Annotated in this window: 16 protein-coding genes; 7 read left to right on the top strand and 9 right to left on the bottom strand. The window is 73.4% G+C overall.

What is annotated here, in order from left to right; all coding sequences use genetic code 11:
• Positions 1–5: 5 nt before the first annotated feature.
• The 5 genes from DWV08_RS14365 to DWV08_RS14385 all read left to right on the top strand — a co-directional run bounded on the left by DWV08_RS14365 (position 6) and on the right by DWV08_RS14385 (position 5,742).
• The gene (locus DWV08_RS14365; protein WP_115414421.1) at positions 6–2,153 is read left to right on the top strand and encodes an acetyl/propionyl/methylcrotonyl-CoA carboxylase subunit alpha; all 2,148 of its coding nucleotides are present in this window, start codon (positions 6–8) and stop codon (positions 2,151–2,153) included.
• On the top strand, positions 2,150–2,686 hold the full coding sequence (locus DWV08_RS14370) for a MaoC family dehydratase (protein WP_115414422.1): 537 nt from the start codon (positions 2,150–2,152) through the stop codon (positions 2,684–2,686). The genes DWV08_RS14365 and DWV08_RS14370 overlap by 4 nt, the downstream gene beginning before the upstream one ends.
• On the top strand, positions 2,683–3,552 hold the full coding sequence (locus DWV08_RS14375; RefSeq protein ID WP_115414423.1) for an HpcH/HpaI aldolase/citrate lyase family protein: 870 nt from the start codon (positions 2,683–2,685) through the stop codon (positions 3,550–3,552). The genes DWV08_RS14370 and DWV08_RS14375 overlap by 4 nt, the downstream gene beginning before the upstream one ends.
• 115 nt (positions 3,553–3,667) lie before the next feature.
• Positions 3,668–4,879, top strand: a complete 1,212-nt coding sequence (locus tag DWV08_RS14380) for an acyl-CoA dehydrogenase family protein (RefSeq protein ID WP_115414424.1) — start codon at positions 3,668–3,670, stop codon at positions 4,877–4,879.
• Between the two features lie 149 nt (positions 4,880–5,028).
• Positions 5,029–5,742 carry a GntR family transcriptional regulator gene (locus DWV08_RS14385; protein ID WP_115414425.1) on the top strand — a complete coding sequence of 238 codons (714 nt, stop codon included), beginning with the start codon at positions 5,029–5,031 and terminating at the stop codon, positions 5,740–5,742.
• On the opposite strand, the gene DWV08_RS14390 is transcribed toward DWV08_RS14385, so the two are convergent.
• The gene (locus DWV08_RS14390; protein WP_241237325.1) at positions 5,743–6,645 is read right to left on the bottom strand and encodes a hypothetical protein; all 903 of its coding nucleotides are present in this window, start codon (positions 6,643–6,645) and stop codon (positions 5,743–5,745) included.
• 258 nt (positions 6,646–6,903) lie between these two features.
• Here DWV08_RS14390 and DWV08_RS14395 point away from each other — a divergent pair, with 258 nt between their 5' ends.
• Entirely contained in the window at positions 6,904–8,166 is a 1,263-nt protein-coding gene (locus tag DWV08_RS14395) for a prolyl oligopeptidase family serine peptidase (protein ID WP_115414426.1), read from the top strand.
• Positions 8,167–8,247: 81 nt separating this feature from the next.
• On the opposite strand, the gene DWV08_RS14400 is transcribed toward DWV08_RS14395, so the two are convergent.
• The 8 genes from DWV08_RS14400 to DWV08_RS14435 all read right to left on the bottom strand — a co-directional run bounded on the left by DWV08_RS14400 (position 8,248) and on the right by DWV08_RS14435 (position 16,354).
• The gene (locus tag DWV08_RS14400) at positions 8,248–8,739 is read right to left on the bottom strand and encodes a nucleoside deaminase (protein WP_115414427.1); all 492 of its coding nucleotides are present in this window, start codon (positions 8,737–8,739) and stop codon (positions 8,248–8,250) included.
• Positions 8,740–8,852: 113 nt separating this feature from the next.
• Positions 8,853–9,626 (bottom strand): triose-phosphate isomerase, encoded by a 774-nt coding sequence (locus DWV08_RS14405; RefSeq protein WP_115414428.1) that lies wholly within the window; start codon positions 9,624–9,626, stop codon positions 8,853–8,855.
• A gap of 47 nt (positions 9,627–9,673) precedes the next feature.
• Positions 9,674–10,141, bottom strand: coding sequence for a ribose-5-phosphate isomerase (locus DWV08_RS14410; RefSeq protein WP_115414429.1), 468 nt, complete (start codon positions 10,139–10,141; stop codon positions 9,674–9,676).
• A gap of 95 nt (positions 10,142–10,236) precedes the next feature.
• The gene (locus tag DWV08_RS14415) at positions 10,237–11,952 is read right to left on the bottom strand and encodes a dihydroxyacetone kinase family protein (protein WP_115414430.1); all 1,716 of its coding nucleotides are present in this window, start codon (positions 11,950–11,952) and stop codon (positions 10,237–10,239) included.
• A 179-nt stretch (positions 11,953–12,131) separates the two neighbouring features.
• Positions 12,132–13,565, bottom strand: a complete 1,434-nt coding sequence (locus DWV08_RS14420; RefSeq protein ID WP_115414431.1) for a GntT/GntP/DsdX family permease — start codon at positions 13,563–13,565, stop codon at positions 12,132–12,134.
• A 65-nt stretch (positions 13,566–13,630) separates the two neighbouring features.
• The gene (locus DWV08_RS14425; RefSeq protein WP_115414432.1) at positions 13,631–14,533 is read right to left on the bottom strand and encodes a phosphogluconate dehydrogenase C-terminal domain-containing protein; all 903 of its coding nucleotides are present in this window, start codon (positions 14,531–14,533) and stop codon (positions 13,631–13,633) included.
• 35 nt (positions 14,534–14,568) lie between these two features.
• On the bottom strand, positions 14,569–15,402 hold the full coding sequence (locus tag DWV08_RS14430) for a sugar phosphate isomerase/epimerase family protein (RefSeq protein ID WP_115414433.1): 834 nt from the start codon (positions 15,400–15,402) through the stop codon (positions 14,569–14,571).
• A gap of 169 nt (positions 15,403–15,571) precedes the next feature.
• Positions 15,572–16,354 carry a FadR/GntR family transcriptional regulator gene (locus DWV08_RS14435; protein ID WP_115414434.1) on the bottom strand — a complete coding sequence of 261 codons (783 nt, stop codon included), beginning with the start codon at positions 16,352–16,354 and terminating at the stop codon, positions 15,572–15,574.
• A 104-nt stretch (positions 16,355–16,458) separates the two neighbouring features.
• Between DWV08_RS14435 and DWV08_RS14440 the strand changes: the two genes are divergently transcribed.
• Complete coding sequence (locus DWV08_RS14440) at positions 16,459–17,379, top strand: sugar phosphate isomerase/epimerase family protein (RefSeq protein WP_115414435.1); 921 nt, start codon at positions 16,459–16,461, stop codon at positions 17,377–17,379.
• The last annotated feature ends 26 nt before the right edge of the window (positions 17,380–17,405 follow it).

The following is a 17,405-nucleotide window of genomic DNA, read 5'->3' on the forward strand; positions in this document are numbered from 1 at the left end:
CCCCGATGACCAGCCCTTCCACCCTGCCCGCCGGCGCCTTCGACGCCGTGCTCATCGCCAACCGCGGCGAGATCGCCCTGCGGATCCTCCGCTCCGTGCACGCCGCCGGCCTCGCCGCGATCGCCGTGCACACCGACGAGGACGCCGCCTCCCCGCACGTGCGCGCCGCCGATCGCGCCGTGCGCGTGGACTCCTACCTGGACGGCGACCAGATCCTCGCCGCCGCCCGCACCACCGGCGCCGGCGCGATCCACCCCGGCTACGGGTTCCTCGCCGAGAACGCCGCCTTCGCCCGCGCCTGCGCCGCGGCCGGGATCGTGTTCGTGGGCCCGCCCGCCGCCGCGATCGAGACCATGGGCGACAAGATCGCCGCCCGCGCCGCCGTCACCGCCCGGGACGTGCCCGTGGTGCCCGGCCTCGCCGAGCCCGGCCTGGACGATGCCGCGCTGTGCGCCGCGGCCGCGGAGATCGGCTTCCCGCTGCTGGTCAAGCCCGCCGCCGGCGGCGGCGGCAAGGGCATGCACGCGGTGGCCGACGCCGCCGCGCTGCCCGCCGCGCTCGCCGCCGCGCGCCGCGAGGCCGCCGGCGCCTTCGGCGACGACACCCTGTTCCTGGAACGCCTGATCACCGCGCCGCGGCACATCGAGGTGCAGATCCTCGCCGACGCCCACGGCCACGTGATCCACCTGGGGGAGAGGGAGTGCTCCCTGCAGCGCCGCCACCAGAAGGTGATCGAGGAGGCGCCCAGCCCCTCCCTCACCCCCGCGCAGCGCGAACGCTTCGGGCAGGCCGCGGTGGAGGCCGCGCGGGCGGTGGACTACGTGGGCGCCGGCACCGTGGAGTTCATCGTCGCCGGCGACGCCCCCGAGGCGCCGTTCTTCCTGGAGATGAACACCCGGCTGCAGGTGGAGCACGCCGTCACCGAGGCCGTCACCGGCATCGACCTGGTCGCCGCGCAGCTCGCGATCGCCGCCGGGGTGTCGCTGTCCCTCACCCAGGAGGAGGTGCAGCTGCGCGGCCACGCGATCGAGGCCCGGATCTACGCCGAGGATCCGGACGCCGGCTTCCTGCCCACCGGCGGCACGCTCCACGCCCTCGCCCTGCCCGACGCGGCCCGGGTGGACCACGCGCTCGCCGAGGGGCTCGCGGTCTCCTCCCGCTACGACCCGATGCTCGCCAAGGTGATCACCCACGCCCCCACCCGGGCGCAGGCGCTGGGCCGGCTGGACCGGGCGCTGGCGCAGACGCACCTGCTGGGCGTGGTCACCAACACCGCCTTCCTCCGAGCGCTGCTCGCTCTGCCCGAGGTGCGCGAGGGGAGGCTGGACACCGGGCTCATCGAGCGCCGCCTCGCGGAGCTGGCCCGGCCGCCGCTGCCCGCGCACGTCCTCGCCGTCGGCGCGCTGCTGGAGCGCGAGGCGGTGACCCGTTCGCGCCCCGCCGGGCTCTGGCACGCGACCTCCGGCTGGCGCCTCGGGGCGCCGGCGCCCTACCGGGTGCGGTTCGAGGAGGCCGACGGGACCGTGCACACCATCGCCCTGGTCGACACCGCCGCCGCTGACGGCGCCGACGGCGCTGTCGCGGACGCTGCAGCGCGGGCGCGGGTCGAGAGCGGGCCGGCCGGGGCGGGGGAGGCGGCGCCCGCCGAGGAGTTCACCCTCTGCCTGCACGAGGGTGCGGTGACGATCGACGGGGTGCGCCTGCCGCTGCGGCACCACCTCAGCGAGCACACGCTCTGGGTGGGCCTGCCCGGCGAGGACCGGGAGCTGCGACGCCACCGTCCCCGCTGGGAGGCCGGCGGCGGCGCCGCGGCCCCCACCCTCGACGCCCCCATGCCCGGCACGGTCACGGCCGTGCTGGTCGCGGACGGCGACCCGGTCACGGCCGGGCAGGCGGTGCTGGTGGTGGAGGCGATGAAGATGGAGCACACCCTGCTCGCCCCCGAGCCCGGCACCGTGCGTCTGGACGTCGCCGCCGGTCAGCGCGTCGCCCGCGGGGAGGAGCTCGCCTGGGTGGAGCCCGCCGAGCCCGCCGACGGCCCCTCCGACTCCGTCGGTGCCGATGCCGCGGAGCCCGTCGGCCCGGATGCCGCGGACCCCGTCGGCCCGGCTCCCACCGACACCGGACCCGCCCCTGAGGAGGCCCGCCCATGACCACCCCGCAGCCGCCCCGCGGCGAGGAGCCGGACGCTGCCGGTCCGCGCCGGATCGTCCAGCGCGGCCTGTACGCGGACGAGCTCGAGATCGGCGCGATCTACGAGCACCGCCCCGGCCGCACCCTCACTGAGGCGGACAACGTCCTGTTCACCACGATGACCATGAACCCGCAGGCCCTGCACCTGGACGCCGCCTGGGCCGAGGGCACCGAGTTCGGCCAGCGCTTGGTCAACTCGATGCTCACCCTCGCCACCGTGGTGGGCGCCTCCGTCGCCCAGCTCACCCAGGGCACGCTGGTGGCGAACCTCGGCTTCGGGGAGATCACCTTCCCCCACCCCGTGCACCTCGGCGACACCCTCTGCTCGCAGACCGAGATCACGGGCGTGCGCCCTTCGCGCTCGCGGCCCGGCCAGGCCGTGGTCTCCCTCGTCCACACCGGCCGCAACCAGCACGGCGACGTGGTGGTGCGCGCCGAGCGCACCACGTTGATGCACTGCACCCCGCAGACGCCCCGTCAGGAGGAGTCATGACCCCGCATCGCGTCCCGACCGACCGCGAGCCGCTGCCGCTGGGACCGGCGCTGCTGTTCTGCCCCGGTGACCGGCCCGATCGCTTCGCGAAGGCGGCCGAGCGCGCCGACGCGGTGATCCTCGACCTGGAGGACGCCGTCGCCCCGGAGCACAAGGCCGCCGCCCGCACCGCCGTCGCCGTGCACGAGCTCGACCCCGCCCGCACCGTGGTGCGCGTGAACCCGCCGGGCACCGCCGACTTCCTCGCCGACGTCGCCGCCCTCGCCCCGCGCCGCCCGCGCCGGGTGATGCTGCCCAAGGCGGGCTGCACCGCCGATGTGGACCGGCTGGTCGCGGCGCTGCCCGGGGTGCGGGTGGTGGTGCTGTGCGAGACGGCGCCCGGCGTGCTCGCCGCGCCCGCGCTCGCCGCCCATCCGGACGTGGACGCGCTGATGTGGGGCGGGGAGGACCTCGTCGCCTCGCTCGGCGGCACCTCCTCCCGCGGGGCCGACGGCGGCTACCGCGACGTGGTGCGCCACGCCCGCTCGACCGTGCTGCTGGCGGCCCGCGCCCACGGACGCAGCGCCATCGACGCGATCCACACCGAGATCGCCGACGAGGACGGCCAGCGCGCCGAGGCGGAGGACGCCGCCGCCAGCGGCTTCACCGCCACCGCCTGCATCCACCCCGGCCAGGTGCCGGTGATCCGCGCCGCCTACGCCCCCGCCGCCGAGGACCTCTCCTGGGCGCGGGACGTGCTCGCCGCCGCGGAGGCGCACGGCGACGGGGTGTTCACCCACCGCGGCCGGATGGTCGACGGCCCGATCCTGCGGCACGCCCGCGTGCTCGTCGGCCGTGCCGAGGCCCTCGCGGCGTCCCCCGTCTAGGGCCTCGCCCGGCCCGTCGGCCGGCCCCGTCGGCCTCCCCTTCGCGCCCCCGCCCCTCGTCACCCACCACCCGTCCCCCCTGCACCCCGGGCGCACCGCCCCGAAGGAGCCCACCATGACCAGCACCGCCACCCGCACACCGCCGCCCGGCACCGAGCTGCTCCGCGAGGAGCACCAGCGCCTGGCCGCACAGGTGCGCGACTTCGCCGACGAGGTCGTGGCCCCCGCCAGCTACACCTACGACACCGAGCGGCGCCTGCCGATGGAGATCATCGCGCAGATGGGGGAGATGGGCCTGTTCGGCCTGCCGATCCCGCGCGAGTACGACGGCCAGGGTCGCGACTACCTCTCCCTCTGCGTGGCGGTGGAGCAGCTGGCCCGCGTGGACCAGTCCATCGCCGTCACCCTCGAGGCCGGCCTGGGCCTGGGCGCGATGCCGATCCTCACCTTCGGCACCGAGGAGCAGAAGCGCCGCCACCTGCCGGCCCTGGCCCGCGGCGAGGAGCTCGCCGGGTTCGGACTCACCGAGGCCGACGCCGGCTCCGACGCCGGCGGCACCCGCACCACCGCCCGCCTCGAGGACGGGCAGTGGGTGATCGACGGGACCAAGCAGTTCATCACCAACTCCGGCACCCCCATCACCTCCCTGGTCACCGTCACCGCCGTGACCGGGCAGAAGCAGCGCCGCGACGGCAGTACCACCCCGGAGCTCACCAGCATCATCGTCCCCACCGACACCCCCGGCTTCACCGCCCTGCCCGGCTACGACAAGGTGGGCTGGCACACCTCGGACACCCACCCGCTGCTGCTCGAGGACGTGCGCGTGCCCGAGGAGAACCTGCTGGGGGAGCGGGGCACGGGCTTCTCCAACTTCCTCACCATCCTCGACCAGGGCCGGGTGGCCTTCGCGGCGCTCGGAGTCGGCGCCGCCCAGGGCTGCCTCGAACAGGCCGTCGAGTACGCCAGGACCCGCGTCGTGTTCGGCCGGCCGCTCGGGGAGAACCAGCACATCGCCTTCACCATCGCCCGCATGGAGGCCCGCGTCGCCGCCGCCCGCGCCCTCATGCACGAGGCCGCCCGACGCCTCGACGCCGGCATGGACTTCAGCAAGGAGGCCTCGCTGGCGAAGCTGGTGTGCAGCGAGGCCGCGAGCGCCAACGCCCGCGACGCCTGCCAGATCTGGGGCGGCAACGGCTTCCTCAACGAGAACGTCGTGGCGCGCCACTACCGCGACTCCCGCGTGCTGGAGGTGGGGGAGGGCTCCACCGAGGTGCAGCTGGCGATCATCGCCAAGCACCTCGGCTTCCCGGACGCGCTGACCCGGTGAGGGGGCGGGCCCGTCGGGCGGATCCGGCATGCCGCCTGCGGATTCACCGACGGGGGAGCGGCAACTTCCTATAGGGTGAGGCGGTCATCGTCGAAGTGCGGAGAGGGGCGCGCAGCCGCCCCGGCCGCGACGCGGAGGGGAGGGCCGTCATGGCCGTGCGACGTCAGGTGCTGCGCGCCGAGGTGGAGGAGCTGATCCTCCAGCGACTGCTCGAGGCCCGCTGGCCCCCCGGAGCCCGCCTCAGCATCGACGGCATGGCCCGTGACCTCGAGGTCTCTCCCACCCCGGTGCGCGAGGCGATGGTCTCCCTGGAGCGCTCCGGGCTGGTGGAGTACGTGGCCCTGCGCGGCTACGTGGTCGCCCCGATGCTCGACCCCGCGCAGATGACCGAGCTGCTGGACGCCCGTCGGGTGGTGGAGGCCGCGGCGCTGGGCCGTGCCTTCGAGGACGTCGACGCGCTGCTGGTGGACCTCGAGCGCGCGCACGCCGCGCACGGCGACGTGATCGACCGGATCACCGCGGCCGGCGAGGTCACTTACGAGCTGATCCAGGAGCACTTCCACGCCGACTGGTCCTTCCACCAGACCCTCTTCGACCACGCCGGCAACCGGTACCTCTCCACGATGGTGGAGACCGTGCGCGCCCACACCCACCGCATGCGTCAGACCTGGGTGGGCGGGCCGCCGGCTCTCGACGTGGACGAGGCCTATGCCGAGCACGGGAAGATCCTCGAGAAGGTGCGCCGCCACCACCACGACGGGGCGCTGCAGGCCCTTGAGGAGCATCTCAGCGCCGTGCTGGAGCGCTCCCACGCCGTCGCGGCCGAGGAGGCGGCGAGGGGCGCGGAGGCGACCGGCGTCTGATCAGCTCTCCAGCAGCGGATCCGCGGAGTCCTCGGAGAAGCGGGCCCGCAGGAACTCAGAGTGCACGTCCAGAGAGCGGGTGACCCCGGAGACCACGTCGTCCTCGAGCCGGTCGAGGCGACCGCCCAGCACCGCCAGCTGCTGGTCGATGCTGTGCAGGTTCGCCAGCGCCTGCTCCCGCGCGGACTCGGTGGTGGTGGGGGTGAGGAAGCCGGCGGTGTCCTCCAGGGCGTCCACCAGCTCGGGGAGATAGCGCTCCGCCATCCCCTCGAGCATCATCACGTCGGCGTCCGAGGCGCGGCGGGACTGCAGCGCCGCCGAGCCCATCAGCGCCTCCACCCGCAGCAGCAGCGTCTCCGCGCGGCGGAGGATCGGCGTCACCGCGCCGCCACGGGCGCGCCGCTCCAGGTGCTGGACGCGTCGCTGCTGCCGCCGGGAATCCTTCACCACCTTCTCCACCAGCACCCGGGTGCCGGCGGGCATCTCCGCCGGGGCGCCCCGGGGCGGCGCCACCGGCGAGGGCCGACGATTGCGCAGCAGGAACGCGGAGCCGCCGCCGGTCACCGCGGCGACGCCCAGCCCCGCCAGGAACGGGGTGAGCAGTCCCGCCCCGCCCACCAGACTGCTCACGCCCAGCACCAGGAAGCTGCTGATCCCCAGCATCCCGGCGAGCACCACGGGGACCCCCACGGTGAGCCAGCGGCCCCGCCGCCGCGGCACCCGCAGGGCCTTCGAGCGCGGGGCGTGGATCGTGCCCTCCAGCGGGCTGCGGGGCGGCGGAGACGGCGGAGGCAGCCGTGACCAGGGCTCCTGTGCGGTGCGGGGGGAGGTCGCGCCGTGACGCATCGACGCGGCGCCGCGGCGGAGCGGCTGCTGCCCCGACGGGCCGTTCTGCGCATTCATGGGACCGTGCACCTCTCGCTGGACGGGGACGTCCAGGCTATCGCTCCCCTCTGCGCGGCGGCTGGGGGATAGCCCCCGAGGTGGGCGCGCGGAGGCGTGCAGGAGAGGGTGCGGGGGCGGGCCCATAGGCGACGCGAGCCCACTCTGCAACGTTCCAGAGGACCCTTGACGGGAATAGTGAACCCTCCCTAATCTGCGCTCACCGACGTGCAGTCCACGAAGCGTCGGCCCCGAATGCCAGTGAACGAAGGAGTTCTCATGCGCACCACCCTGCCTCGCCGTTCCCTCCTCACCTCGGGAGCGGTCGGTGCCGCCCTCGGCGCCACCGCGCTCCTGCCCGCCGCCGCCCACGCCGCCCCCGCCGACAGGAGCGGGCGCCGCCAGGCCCGCTTCGACCTCGACGCCGAGGTGCTCGACGGCGGCGAGCAGGTCGTCTCCCTCACCGTGCGCAGCAGCGCGCTGGCCTCCGTGGCGCCGGAGTCCCTCACCGCCGGCACCTTCGCGGTGCACGTCCGCGCCACCAGCCCCCTGGACGGCGGTCTCGCCTACGAGCAGGATCGCGTCGTCACCGGCGTGCACTGGTCGGGCTCCGACGCGGTGCTCGAGCTCGAGCACGGCGAGGGCGTCGCCGGCGGCGGCACGCTGCTGTACACCTCCGGGCGCAACGTGCAGTTGGACCTCGAGTACACCCTTACCCAGCTCCAGCCCCTCAGCCATCGCGGCAACGGTGCGGCGGTCGAGTTCGAGACCTTCACGCAGGGTGATCTCGTCTCCCCCGAGGTGGACGCCTTCTCGTACCACCAGGTCGAGGACGGGCTGAAGTACCGCCTGTTCAGCCCCTCGGCGCGACGCGGCACGGGACGCGACAAGGCGCTGGTCGTGTGGCTGCACGGAGGTGGCGAAGGAGGCCTGCTCACCGGCGGGAACGACTATTACGACAACGAGACCACGCTGCGGGCCAACCGCGGGGCCCTCGGCTTCGCGACCGCGGAGGCGCAGGAGATCTTCGGCGGCGCCTACGTGCTCGCACCGCAGTCCACCTCGGCCTGGATGCAGGACGGGGACGGCTTCGCGCCACAGATCCAGGCCGTCATCGACGAGGTGGTCGCACGGGAGCGGATCGACCCCGATCGCATCCATGTCACCGGCTGCTCGAACGGCGGGTACATGACGTTGAAGATGGTGGCCGAGCAGCCGGAGCAGTTCACCTCGCAGGTCCCGATCTGTGGCGCCGTCAGCGGCCCCGGCGGCACGTTCCACCTCAGCGACGAGACGCTGAGCTCGCTCGCCTCGACGCCCACCTGGCTGGTCGCCGCCGCGAACGACACCACGATCGATGCGCAGCAGCACACCGTGCGGTTCCACGAGCTGATCGACGGGTCGATCCTCAGCCTGTACCCGACCGTCGAATGGGACGGGTACGAGTTCCCGGGCCACTGGTCGTGGATCTACGTGGCGCGCAACGACCCGCAGGAGCAGGGCGTGCACCTGTGGGAGTGGATGGCCGCGCAGGAGCGCTGAGGACGGCGGGTCCCGTGTGGTGCTCGCCGCCCGGCGTCGCGTCAACGCCCGAGGTGCCCTGAGCGGGTCGGAGCAGCAGGCTCAGCGCTGGGCGGCGCGCACGTGCAGGGCCCGGATCTCGCGCGCGAGGTCCGGGTCCGGCCCGGCCACCTCCACCCCCGGCGCGACCTGCGGGATCGGCAGCGGTGCGACCGGCCCGGGGGCGAGGCCCAGGTCAGCGTGCCAGGTCCCCAGCTGGACGGTGCTGGAGGCGTAGACGATCCGGCCCAGCCCCACCCAGGCATGCGCGGCGGCGCACATCGGGCAGTGCTCGCCCGAGGTGTACACGGTCGCGGCGGCTCGCTCCTCCGGCGTGAGGTGGGCGGCGGCCCAGCGCGCGATCTCGAACTCGGGATGGCGCGTGTTGTCGCCGTCCTTCACCCGGTTGCGGTCGGCGAAGCGCTCAGCGCCGTGTGCGTCCACGAGCACCGAGCCGAAGGGCTCATCGCCCGCCTCGACCGCCTCGGCGGCGAGATCCACGCAACGGCGCAGATGACGGCGGTCGACGTCGGTGAGGACAGTGCTGGTCTTCATGCCCCCACCACAGCACATCCGCGCGCTCCCCGCAGGCAGTGGCGCGGCCGACGGGCGGGAAGCACCACCGGCGACCCGCGCGCCTGCCGGCCCAGGCCGCGTCGTCCGCGTGCTCAGGCCGTGGCGTGCGCCTGCGCGATCCGGAGCAACTCGAGGTAGCCCTCCAGCCGCCAGGCGGTGCGGCCCACGAACAGCCCGGTGACGTGCTCGATCCCGAGCAGGGCGGCGGCGTTGTCGAGGTTCACCGAGCCGCCGTACAGCAGCCCCGCCACCCGGCCGGAGTACTCCGCGCCGAGAGCCGCGAAGGGCTCGATGAGCTCCTCCACCGTGGCGGGCCTGCCCTTCTCGCCGATCGCCCAGATCGGCTCGTAGGCGATCACCACGCGGGAGAGCTCCTGCGGCGAGAGGCCCTCGAGGGCCCCTGCCGCCTGCTCGAGGATGAACGCGCTGGAGCCGCCGGCGTCCTTGACCTCGGCGCTCTCCCCGATGCACAGCAGCGGGGTGAGGCCGTGGCGCAGCGCCGCGGCGACCTTGAGGCGCGTGGTCTCCACCGTCTCGCCGAAGTGCTCGCGGCGTTCCGAGTGGCCGATCTCGACGACCTGCGCGCCCGCGTCCTTCGCCTGCGGGACGGAGACCTCCCCGGTCCACGCGCCGGCGTCCTCCCAGTGGGCGTTCTGCACGCCCAGCAGCACAGGGGAGTCCTCGCCCAGGATCCCCGCCACCGTGGTGGTCGCGGTGAACGACGGGATCACGAAGGGCTGCACCCCCGAGGGCGCAGCGCCGCCGTGCTCCGCGACGAGATGGTCGCGCAGCCCCTCCGCCCAGGCGCGGCCCTCGACGAGAGTCTTGGTCATCTTCCAGCTGGTGCCGATCCAGAGGGTGGGCATGTCTCTCCTTGGTGTGGGGGTGCGGGGTCGGCCCGCCCGGGCTCAGGTCACTTCTCGAGCGAGCCGTCGTAGGCGCAGATCGCGTCGACCTTCGCGGCGGAGCTGGAGGCGGGATCGAACTCGAGGTCCAGCCACACCTTCACCAGCTCCTTCGCGGATTCGAGGCCGATCACGCGCTGGCCCATGCACAGCACCTGCGCGTTGTTGGACAGCACCGAGCGCTGCACGGAGTAGAGGTCGTGCGCGGTGACGGCGCGGATCCCGGAGACCTTGTTCGCCGCGATCGCGACGCCCAGGCCGGTGCCGCAGATCAGCAGCGCCCTGTCCGCCTCCCCGGCGGCGACCTTCTCCGCCGCGGCGACGGCGACGTCGGGGTAGTAGGTGCCGTCGTCCGCCGAGCCGACGCCCACATCGGCCACCGAGGCGACGCGGTCGTCGGCCTCGAGCAGGGCCTTGAGCTCTTCCTTGTGGGTGTAGCCGGCGTTGTCTCCGCCGACGATGATCCGCAGTGCCATGGGTTCTCCTTCACGAGAGGGTGGTCGAGGGTCGCAGGCGGGGCCGCCTGCCAGGACGGGGTGCGGGAGTCCGGTCCCGCACCCCGGGGTCGAGGTCAGGACAGGTGCTGCCCGAGCTCCTTCATGAGGATCGAGAAGGAGATCGCGCCGGGATCGGGGGTGCCCACGGACTTCTCGCCGAGCACGCGGGAGCGGCCCAGCGTCGCCGTGATCGAGGCGGTGGCGTCGGCCGCCTCGCGGGCGGCTCCGGCGGCCTCGAGGATCGCGGCGGCGGCGTTCTCGCCGGTGAAGGTGCTCGCGAGCGTCTGGCGGAAGGGCACCGCCGCGTCGATCATCGTCTTGTCGCCCACCTGGGCGCCGCCCAGGCGCTGGATCGCGTCGATGCCGGCGTCCAGGGCGTCCACCACGGTGCGGGAGCCTGCCCCGTCCCGGTCGTCGAACACGCCGCCGGCGGCGATGAGGGCCGCGCCCCACAGCGCACCGGAGGTGCCGCCGGCCGATTCCGACCACGCCTCCCCGGCCCGGACCAGCAGGGTGCGGGCCCCGGCGCCGTCCTCGAGGGCGGCACGCGCCGCGGCGGCCGCCCCGCTGGAGCCGTAGGCCATGCCCTGGCCGTGGTCGCCGTCGCCCGCGATCGCATCGATCCGGCCCAGCTCGGCCTCCTCGCGGGCGCAGACGCTCTCGAACAGTGCCAGCACCTCTGCGACCTGCGCGGCGACGGCGCGGGACTCCTCGGTGGACTCCGGGGTCTCGTCGGCCCCCGCCTCCCAGAAGGAGGTGCGGCGCGGACGCTGGACGGCCGGCATCGCGCCGCGGTGGAAGGCGGGGGTGTCCACCGGGGCGAGCCAGTGCTGCTCCAGCTCCTCGTCGAGGAACACCAGGGTGAGGGAGAGGCCGGCCATGTCGAGGCTGGTCACGAGCTCGCCCACCTCGGGACGCACGGAGGTGATGCCCGCGTCCTCGAGCAGCTCGGCCACCTTGCGGTAGACCACGAACAGCTCCTCGTACTTCACGGTGCCCAGCCCGTTCACGAGCACCGCGGCGCGGCCCTGGTAGCCGCCGTCCGTGCGCTCGGGCTGCTCGGCGAGCACGCCCTCGACCAGCATGGCCGCGATCTCGTCGGCCGTGCCGATCGGCTGGTCGCGCACCCCGGGCTCGCCGTGGATGCCCAGGCCCACGCCCATCTGCCCCTCGGGAACGTGGAACAGGGCGCCCTCCGCGCCGGGCAGGGTGGGGCCGTCGAAGGCGACGCCGAAGGAGCGGGTGGCGTCGTTCGCCTTCCACGCGATGCGCTCGGCGGCGTCGAGATCCGCGCCCGCCTCGATCGCGGCGCCGGCGATCTTGAACACCGGCAGGTCGCCGGCGATGCCGCGGCGGTCGCGGTGGTTCTCGGGGGTGTTGGAGATGATGTCGTCGCTGACCTTGATGATCCGCACGTCGATCCCCTCGGCGCGCAGCTTCTCCGCCGCGGCGCCGAAGTGGAGCACGTCCCCGGCGTAGTTGCCGAAGCCCAGGATCACGCCGCCGCCGTTCTGGGCGTTGCGCGCCACCGAGTAGACCTGGGAGGCCGACGGCGAGGCGAAGATGTTGCCGCAGGGCGCGCCGTGGCCCATGCCCGGACCCACCCAGCCGGCGAAGGCGGGGTAGTGGCCGGAGCCGCCGCCGATCACCAGGGCGGGCTGGCCCGCGGGGGTCTCGGTGGCGCGCACCACGCCGCCGTGCACCACGGCGACGTGGTCGGGATGGGACAGGGCGAGCCCTGCGACGGCCTCGGCGGCGAAGTCCGAGGCGTCGTTGAAGAGGTACGTCATCGTGGGGTCCTCCGTGTGCTGCCGTGCGGGGGCCGACGGCGCGTGGTCGTGGGGTGCCGGGCGACGAGGTCGCGACAGTGAGATCCTATAGGAAACGTGCGGTGCGGGGCGGGACGTTCCGCCCGGCCCTCCCGATCATGCGACGGGAAGCCCGGACAGCGGAACATCCCGCCGAATGGTCAGACCACCAGCCAGGCGAGGCTGATCAGCAGCATGCCGAGCACGCCGAGCACGGTGCACATGACGGTCCAGGTCTTCAGCCCGTCGATCACCGACAGCCCCATGAACTTCGTGGAGATCCAGAACCCGGAGTCGTTGATGTGGGACAGCGAGAGCGATCCCATCCCGATCGCCAGGATGATCAGCACGATCTGCACGGAGGAGAACTCCCCGGAGGTCACCGTGCCCTGCACGATGCCCGCGGCGGAGAGCGTGGCCACGGTGCCGGAGCCCTGGGCCACCTTGAACGCCAGCGCCACCAGGAAGGCGAGCAGCAGGATCGGCACCCCCAGGTCCAGCAGCATGCCGGAGAGCGCATCGCCCACGCCGGTCTCGGTGAGCACCTTCGCGAACACGCCGCCGGCGCCGGTGACCAGGATGACGATCGCGGCCGGGCCCAGGGCGCCGTCCATCACCTCGCTGATCTGCTGGCGTCCCCAGCCGTGCATGCGGCCCAGCAGGTACATGGCCGCGAGCGTGGCCACCAGCAGCGCGGTCGCCGGGGCGCCCACGAAGGAGACCACGTGCGCGGCCGCGGAGTCGTCGGCCGTGAGCATCCCGCCGACGGTGCCGATCGCGATCATCACGATGGGCAGCAGGATCAGGGCGATGACCAGCGCCGCGGGCGGGCGCGTGGCCGACGGGGAATCGCCCTCGGAGGCGCCTGCCCCGAGGCCGCCGTCGCCGCCCGCCTCGCCCGCGCCGCCGGTGGGCGCGCCCACGCCGGCCGCCCCGGTGAGGGCGAACTTCCGGGCCGTCTCCGGCGAGTAGTCGACGATGTTCGCGGTGAGGCGCTTGCCCAGCACGTAGACGATGAACCCCATCGGGATCGCGAGCAGGATGCCGGCGAGGGTCACCATGCCCATGAGGTCCGCACCCAGCAGGGTGGTGGAGCCGACCACGCCGGGGTGCGGCGGCACGGTGTTGTGGATGAACACCATGAACACGGCCACGGGCATGCCGATCATGGCCGGGCCGCGGTGGCCGGCGGCCTTCGCGAAGGCGAAGATGATCGGCACCAGGATGATGTAGGCGACGTCGAAGAAGATCGGGATCGCCACCAGGCCGGAGGAGAGCAGCAGCGCCTGCTCGAGGCGCTTCTCCCCGAGCGTGCGGGCGGCGGCGAGGGCGATCACCTCGGCGCCGCCGGTCTTCTCGATGATGCCGCCCAGCATGGCGCCGAGGCCCACGAGCAGGGCGACGTTGCCGAGGGTGCCGCCCATGCCCTCGATCATGAGAGGGACGACCTCCTGGACGGGGATGCCGGCGGCCAGGGCCGTCAGCGCGGCCACGAACAGCAGGGCGAGGAAGGCCGGCCACTTGAGCTTGATGACGGTGAGCAGGAGGATCGCGATCGCGCCGACGGCGATGGCGACGAGGAGCAGGGGGTCCATGATGATCCTTGGTCAGGGCCGGGGGCGGGCGTCCTCGCCCACCCCCGGCAGGGGAGAGGTGCTGGTCAGCGCTCGATGGTGTCGAGGTCGAGCATCTGGGCGAGCACGGTGTCGAGCTCCTGGTCGTCCCAGATCTTCGTCCAGTCGGGCTTGATGAGGGAGTCGCGGCCGTAGTCCATGGCGCGCAGGCACGCCTCGGAGAACGGGTTCGAGCCGCGCAGCGCATTGGTGAGCGCGATGAAGATGTGCCCGTAGAACAGGGCCTTCACGGCCTTCTCCGGGATGCCCACCTCGTGGATCGCGTGGTCCATCGAGTCCTTGAGGAACTGGCCGATCATGCAGCCGGTGGTCTCCACCAGGGTGGGCTCGAGCTGGGCGAGCTGCTTGACGGTCACCCAGTGCACGTCGATGACGGGGGCGTAGATCGCGCGGACCACCTTCGCGACCGTCTCGCGGATCTGCTCGTCCTCGCCCTCGTAGGCGGCCACGACCTCCTGCGGGGCGGCGATGCCGCCGAAGGTGTCCGCCCACTCCTCGGGGGTGGTGCGCTCGAGGAACACCGACGGGTGGGCCGGGTGGGCGCAGGCCTGGTGCACGCCCTCGCGCTCGGCGAGCAGGCCCGCGTACGCGGCGGCCGGGTCCAGGGTGAGCAGCACGGAGCCGTCCTTCATCAGCGGCACCACCTGCTCGGAGATCGTCCCGAGCACCACGTCCGGCACCGCGAGGATCACCACGTCGGCCGCGGAGGCGGCGTCCTCGAGGGTGCTGACCTCGCGGCCCAGCTCCTTCAGGCGCTCACGGCCGGCCTCGGAGGCCTCGACGTAGTGGATCGGGGCGTCGGTGAGGTTCAGGTTGTTGGAGACGCGGGTGCCCATCTTCCCGGCCGCGCCGACCACGGCGACCGAGATCGACGGGTCGAGCTCCACGGACTTGCCGTACAGGGGGTTCAGTTCCTTGCTGCTGGTCATCAGAGGTTCTCCTTCGAGAGTGGGGGTGTGGAGGGTCAGGACAGGTGGGTGCTGCGCCAGTCGCGCAGCGCGGCGAGGGTGCGGTCGGTCCAGGCGCGCTCGCGGGCGAGGGTGGCCTCGAGGTCGCCCTGCCAGGGCAGCCAGTGCTCGACGATGGCGGACGGGGCGCCGCCTCGGGCCGACGGGAGCCGGTGGCCCCGGTACACGGCGTCGAGCTCGTGGTCGAGATCCAGCAGGCCCTCGCCGAGCGGGGCGCCGGAGAACGTGAAGCCCACCCAGCCCTCCTGGCGCGCGAAGGCGAAGTCCTTCACGTGCAGGTTCGCGGTGCGCGGCGCGCAGGCCTCCACCACGTCGCGAGGGTGCTCGAGGGCGGAGACGCAGTTGGCGGGGTCGAGGCAGATGCCCACGTGCGGGGAGTCGAGCTCCTCGACGACGGCGAGCAGGGTGGCGGTGGGGACCTGCTCGTAGGTCTCGAGGGCGAGGGTCACGCCGGCCTCCTCGAGGCGGGGGAGCGAGGCGCGCAACTCGGCGACCGCCGCGGCGGGGCCGGCCGCGATCTCCTGGCTCTGGATCATCGAGCGCAGGGTGCGGGCGCCGAGCGCCTCGGCGATGTCGACGTAGCGGCTGAGGTGCTCGCGGCCGACGGTGCGGGTGCCGAGCTCCAGCTCGAGCCCGAGGATCTCGGCCCGTTCGCGCAGGTCGCGCAGGGCTGTGAGGTCCAGCTCCTCGATCCGCGGGTCGTCGCAGATCTGGAACACGTCGCAGCCCAGGCGCGCGGCGCGGTCGATCATCCCGGCGATGCCGAGGGGTGCGGGATTGCGCTCGGCGAACTCCCAGAACAGGGCGTAGGTGCCGATGCCGATCTTCATTGGCCGGGAACTCCGTCGTCTCGTGGTGATGCGTCGCGGACACCGTAGACCCGATCCGGCCAACCGGTCAACCGGTTGGCCGCAAGTGGGCAGGGAGCGGTGCCGACGTCGGTGCGGGGGTAGCGCGGAGGAGCGCGGGCGGCGGTGCCGGCCTGCGGCGGGAGGGCTGTCAGCCGGCGGGGGAGTCCTGCGAGGCGGCGGACTCGTCGGCGTCCGGCCCGCCGCTGTCGCGCAGGAGGCGTCGACGGGCCGAGGCCATGTGGGCGATCATCGCGGAGGCGGCGCGGTCGCCGTCGCGCGCCTCGAGCGCGGCGAGGATCTCGCTGTGCTCGTCCAGGGCGGTGCGCATGTCCTCGCCCTCGTGCACGGCGCGGTCGTTGTACACCCGCAGCAGCTGCCGGGTGACCTTCAGCAGGTCCGTGACCACCGGGTTGCCGGCGGCCTCGCCCAGCAGGGCATGGAAGGAGGAGTCCGCGGCGACGAACGCCTCCACGTCCTCGAGGCCCTCGCGCATGGTCTCGATCGTCGTGCGGAGGCGCTCGAGGCGCACCCCGTCGACCCGCTCGGCCGCCAGGCGCGCGGTGAAGCTCTCCAGCCCCGCCCGCAGCTCCATCAGCTGGTCCGTGCTGCGGGAACCGATCATCAGGCCCCAGCTGAGGGTCTGGGGGAGCAGCTCGCTGGCGCTGCCGCGAAGGTAGGTGCCGGAGCCGGGGCGCACGTCCACGATCCCCAGGATCTCGAGCGCGGCGAGGGCCTCGCGCACCGCGGAGCGGCCCACGCCGAGGGATTCCGCGAGCCGGCGCTCCGGGGGCAGGCGGGTGCCGGGCTCGAGGGTCCCGTCGGTGAGCCGCTCCAGCAGCTTCCCGGCCACACCGGAGACGGGCGTGCCCGCCGGCACGGCCGAGAGTGACGCGACGAGGGCGTCCGAGGAGCGGTCCGAGTAGGCGGGCATGGCAGGAAAGGTACCAAGACTCGCGGTGGCGGGCCGTGGCGCTTCCCCTCCGACCAAAGTTCCTATAGGATCCATGACGCGATCTTCCCGAGGAAAGGACGACGATGTTCACCGCAGAGAACTGGCCCATCGGCGCCAACATGCTCTCGTTCGGCAGCACCACGCCGGACGGCACGCCGACCCTCGAGGCCTCGTCCTCGGTGTGGGCGTCCCAGCTGCGCCAGGTCAAGGAGCTCGGGGTCGACCAGATCGACCCCACCGACGCCTGGCTCCCGCTCGCCAAACTCTCCGACGAGCGCGTCGAGGAGTTCCGCCGCGTGCTGGACGGCGAGGGGCTGACCCTCTCCTCGATCTCCATGACCCGCAACTCCGTGGTGGACACCCGCCGCGGCGAGGAGAACCTGGCCGACGCGCTGCGGTTCATCGAGCTCGCCCCGAGCTTCGGCGTGAGCGTGGTGAACACCGGCTTCATGCAAGACCTCACCCCCGCGCAGGCCGCGGCGATCTGGTTCTGGCTCGAGGACGGCCACGTGGACGACCCGGCGCTGCGCGACCTCGCGATCGAGCGCACCCGCACCCTCGGCGACGCCGCGCAGGCGCAGGGCATCCAGCTCAGCCTCGAGATGTACGAGGACACCTACGTGGGCACGGCCGACGAGGCCGTCGCGTTCCTCCAGGACGTCGACCACGAGGCCGTGGGCCTGAACCCGGATCTGGGCAACCTCGTGCGCCTGCACCGCGAGGTCGAGCCCTGGTCGGACATGTTCGAGAAGGTGCTCCCGCACTCCAACTTCTGGCACATCAAGAACTACACGCGCGACTACGACCCGGCCACGGGGGCGTACTCGAGCGCGCCGATGCCCCTGAAGCACGGCTACATCAACTACCGCCAGGTGATCCGTCGCGCCCTCGATCACGGCTACACCGGCCCGTTCTGCTGCGAGCACTACGGCTCCGACTCCCTCGGCGTCATCGCCGAGAACGTGCACTACATCCGCCAGGTGCTGGCCTCGGCCCTGGCCTGACGCCGCACCCCGACCCGGCCACGGCC

Origin of the sequence: Brachybacterium saurashtrense (genome assembly GCF_003355475.1) — a bacterium.
Classification (GTDB): Bacteria; Actinomycetota; Actinomycetes; order Actinomycetales; family Dermabacteraceae; genus Brachybacterium; species Brachybacterium saurashtrense.

What these genes read in the sequence shown, in the direction of transcription:
- DWV08_RS14365 (WP_115414421.1), top strand. Translation starts at nt 6, where the DNA reads ATGACCAGCCCTTCCACCCTGCCCGCCGGCGCCTTCGACGCCGTGCTC.
- DWV08_RS14370 (WP_115414422.1), top strand. Translation starts at nt 2,150, where the DNA reads ATGACCACCCCGCAGCCGCCCCGCGGCGAGGAGCCGGACGCTGCCGGT.
- DWV08_RS14375 (WP_115414423.1), top strand. Translation starts at nt 2,683, where the DNA reads ATGACCCCGCATCGCGTCCCGACCGACCGCGAGCCGCTGCCGCTGGGA.
- DWV08_RS14380 (WP_115414424.1), top strand. Translation starts at nt 3,668, where the DNA reads ATGACCAGCACCGCCACCCGCACACCGCCGCCCGGCACCGAGCTGCTC.
- DWV08_RS14385 (WP_115414425.1), top strand. Translation starts at nt 5,029, where the DNA reads ATGGCCGTGCGACGTCAGGTGCTGCGCGCCGAGGTGGAGGAGCTGATC.
- DWV08_RS14390 (WP_241237325.1), bottom strand. Translation starts at nt 6,645, where the DNA reads ATGAATGCGCAGAACGGCCCGTCGGGGCAGCAGCCGCTCCGCCGCGGC.
- DWV08_RS14395 (WP_115414426.1), top strand. Translation starts at nt 6,904, where the DNA reads ATGCGCACCACCCTGCCTCGCCGTTCCCTCCTCACCTCGGGAGCGGTC.
- DWV08_RS14400 (WP_115414427.1), bottom strand. Translation starts at nt 8,739, where the DNA reads ATGAAGACCAGCACTGTCCTCACCGACGTCGACCGCCGTCATCTGCGC.
- DWV08_RS14405 (WP_115414428.1), bottom strand. Translation starts at nt 9,626, where the DNA reads ATGCCCACCCTCTGGATCGGCACCAGCTGGAAGATGACCAAGACTCTC.
- DWV08_RS14410 (WP_115414429.1), bottom strand. Translation starts at nt 10,141, where the DNA reads ATGGCACTGCGGATCATCGTCGGCGGAGACAACGCCGGCTACACCCAC.
- DWV08_RS14415 (WP_115414430.1), bottom strand. Translation starts at nt 11,952, where the DNA reads ATGACGTACCTCTTCAACGACGCCTCGGACTTCGCCGCCGAGGCCGTC.
- DWV08_RS14420 (WP_115414431.1), bottom strand. Translation starts at nt 13,565, where the DNA reads ATGGACCCCCTGCTCCTCGTCGCCATCGCCGTCGGCGCGATCGCGATC.
- DWV08_RS14425 (WP_115414432.1), bottom strand. Translation starts at nt 14,533, where the DNA reads ATGACCAGCAGCAAGGAACTGAACCCCCTGTACGGCAAGTCCGTGGAG.
- DWV08_RS14430 (WP_115414433.1), bottom strand. Translation starts at nt 15,402, where the DNA reads ATGAAGATCGGCATCGGCACCTACGCCCTGTTCTGGGAGTTCGCCGAG.
- DWV08_RS14435 (WP_115414434.1), bottom strand. Translation starts at nt 16,354, where the DNA reads ATGCCCGCCTACTCGGACCGCTCCTCGGACGCCCTCGTCGCGTCACTC.
- DWV08_RS14440 (WP_115414435.1), top strand. Translation starts at nt 16,459, where the DNA reads ATGTTCACCGCAGAGAACTGGCCCATCGGCGCCAACATGCTCTCGTTC.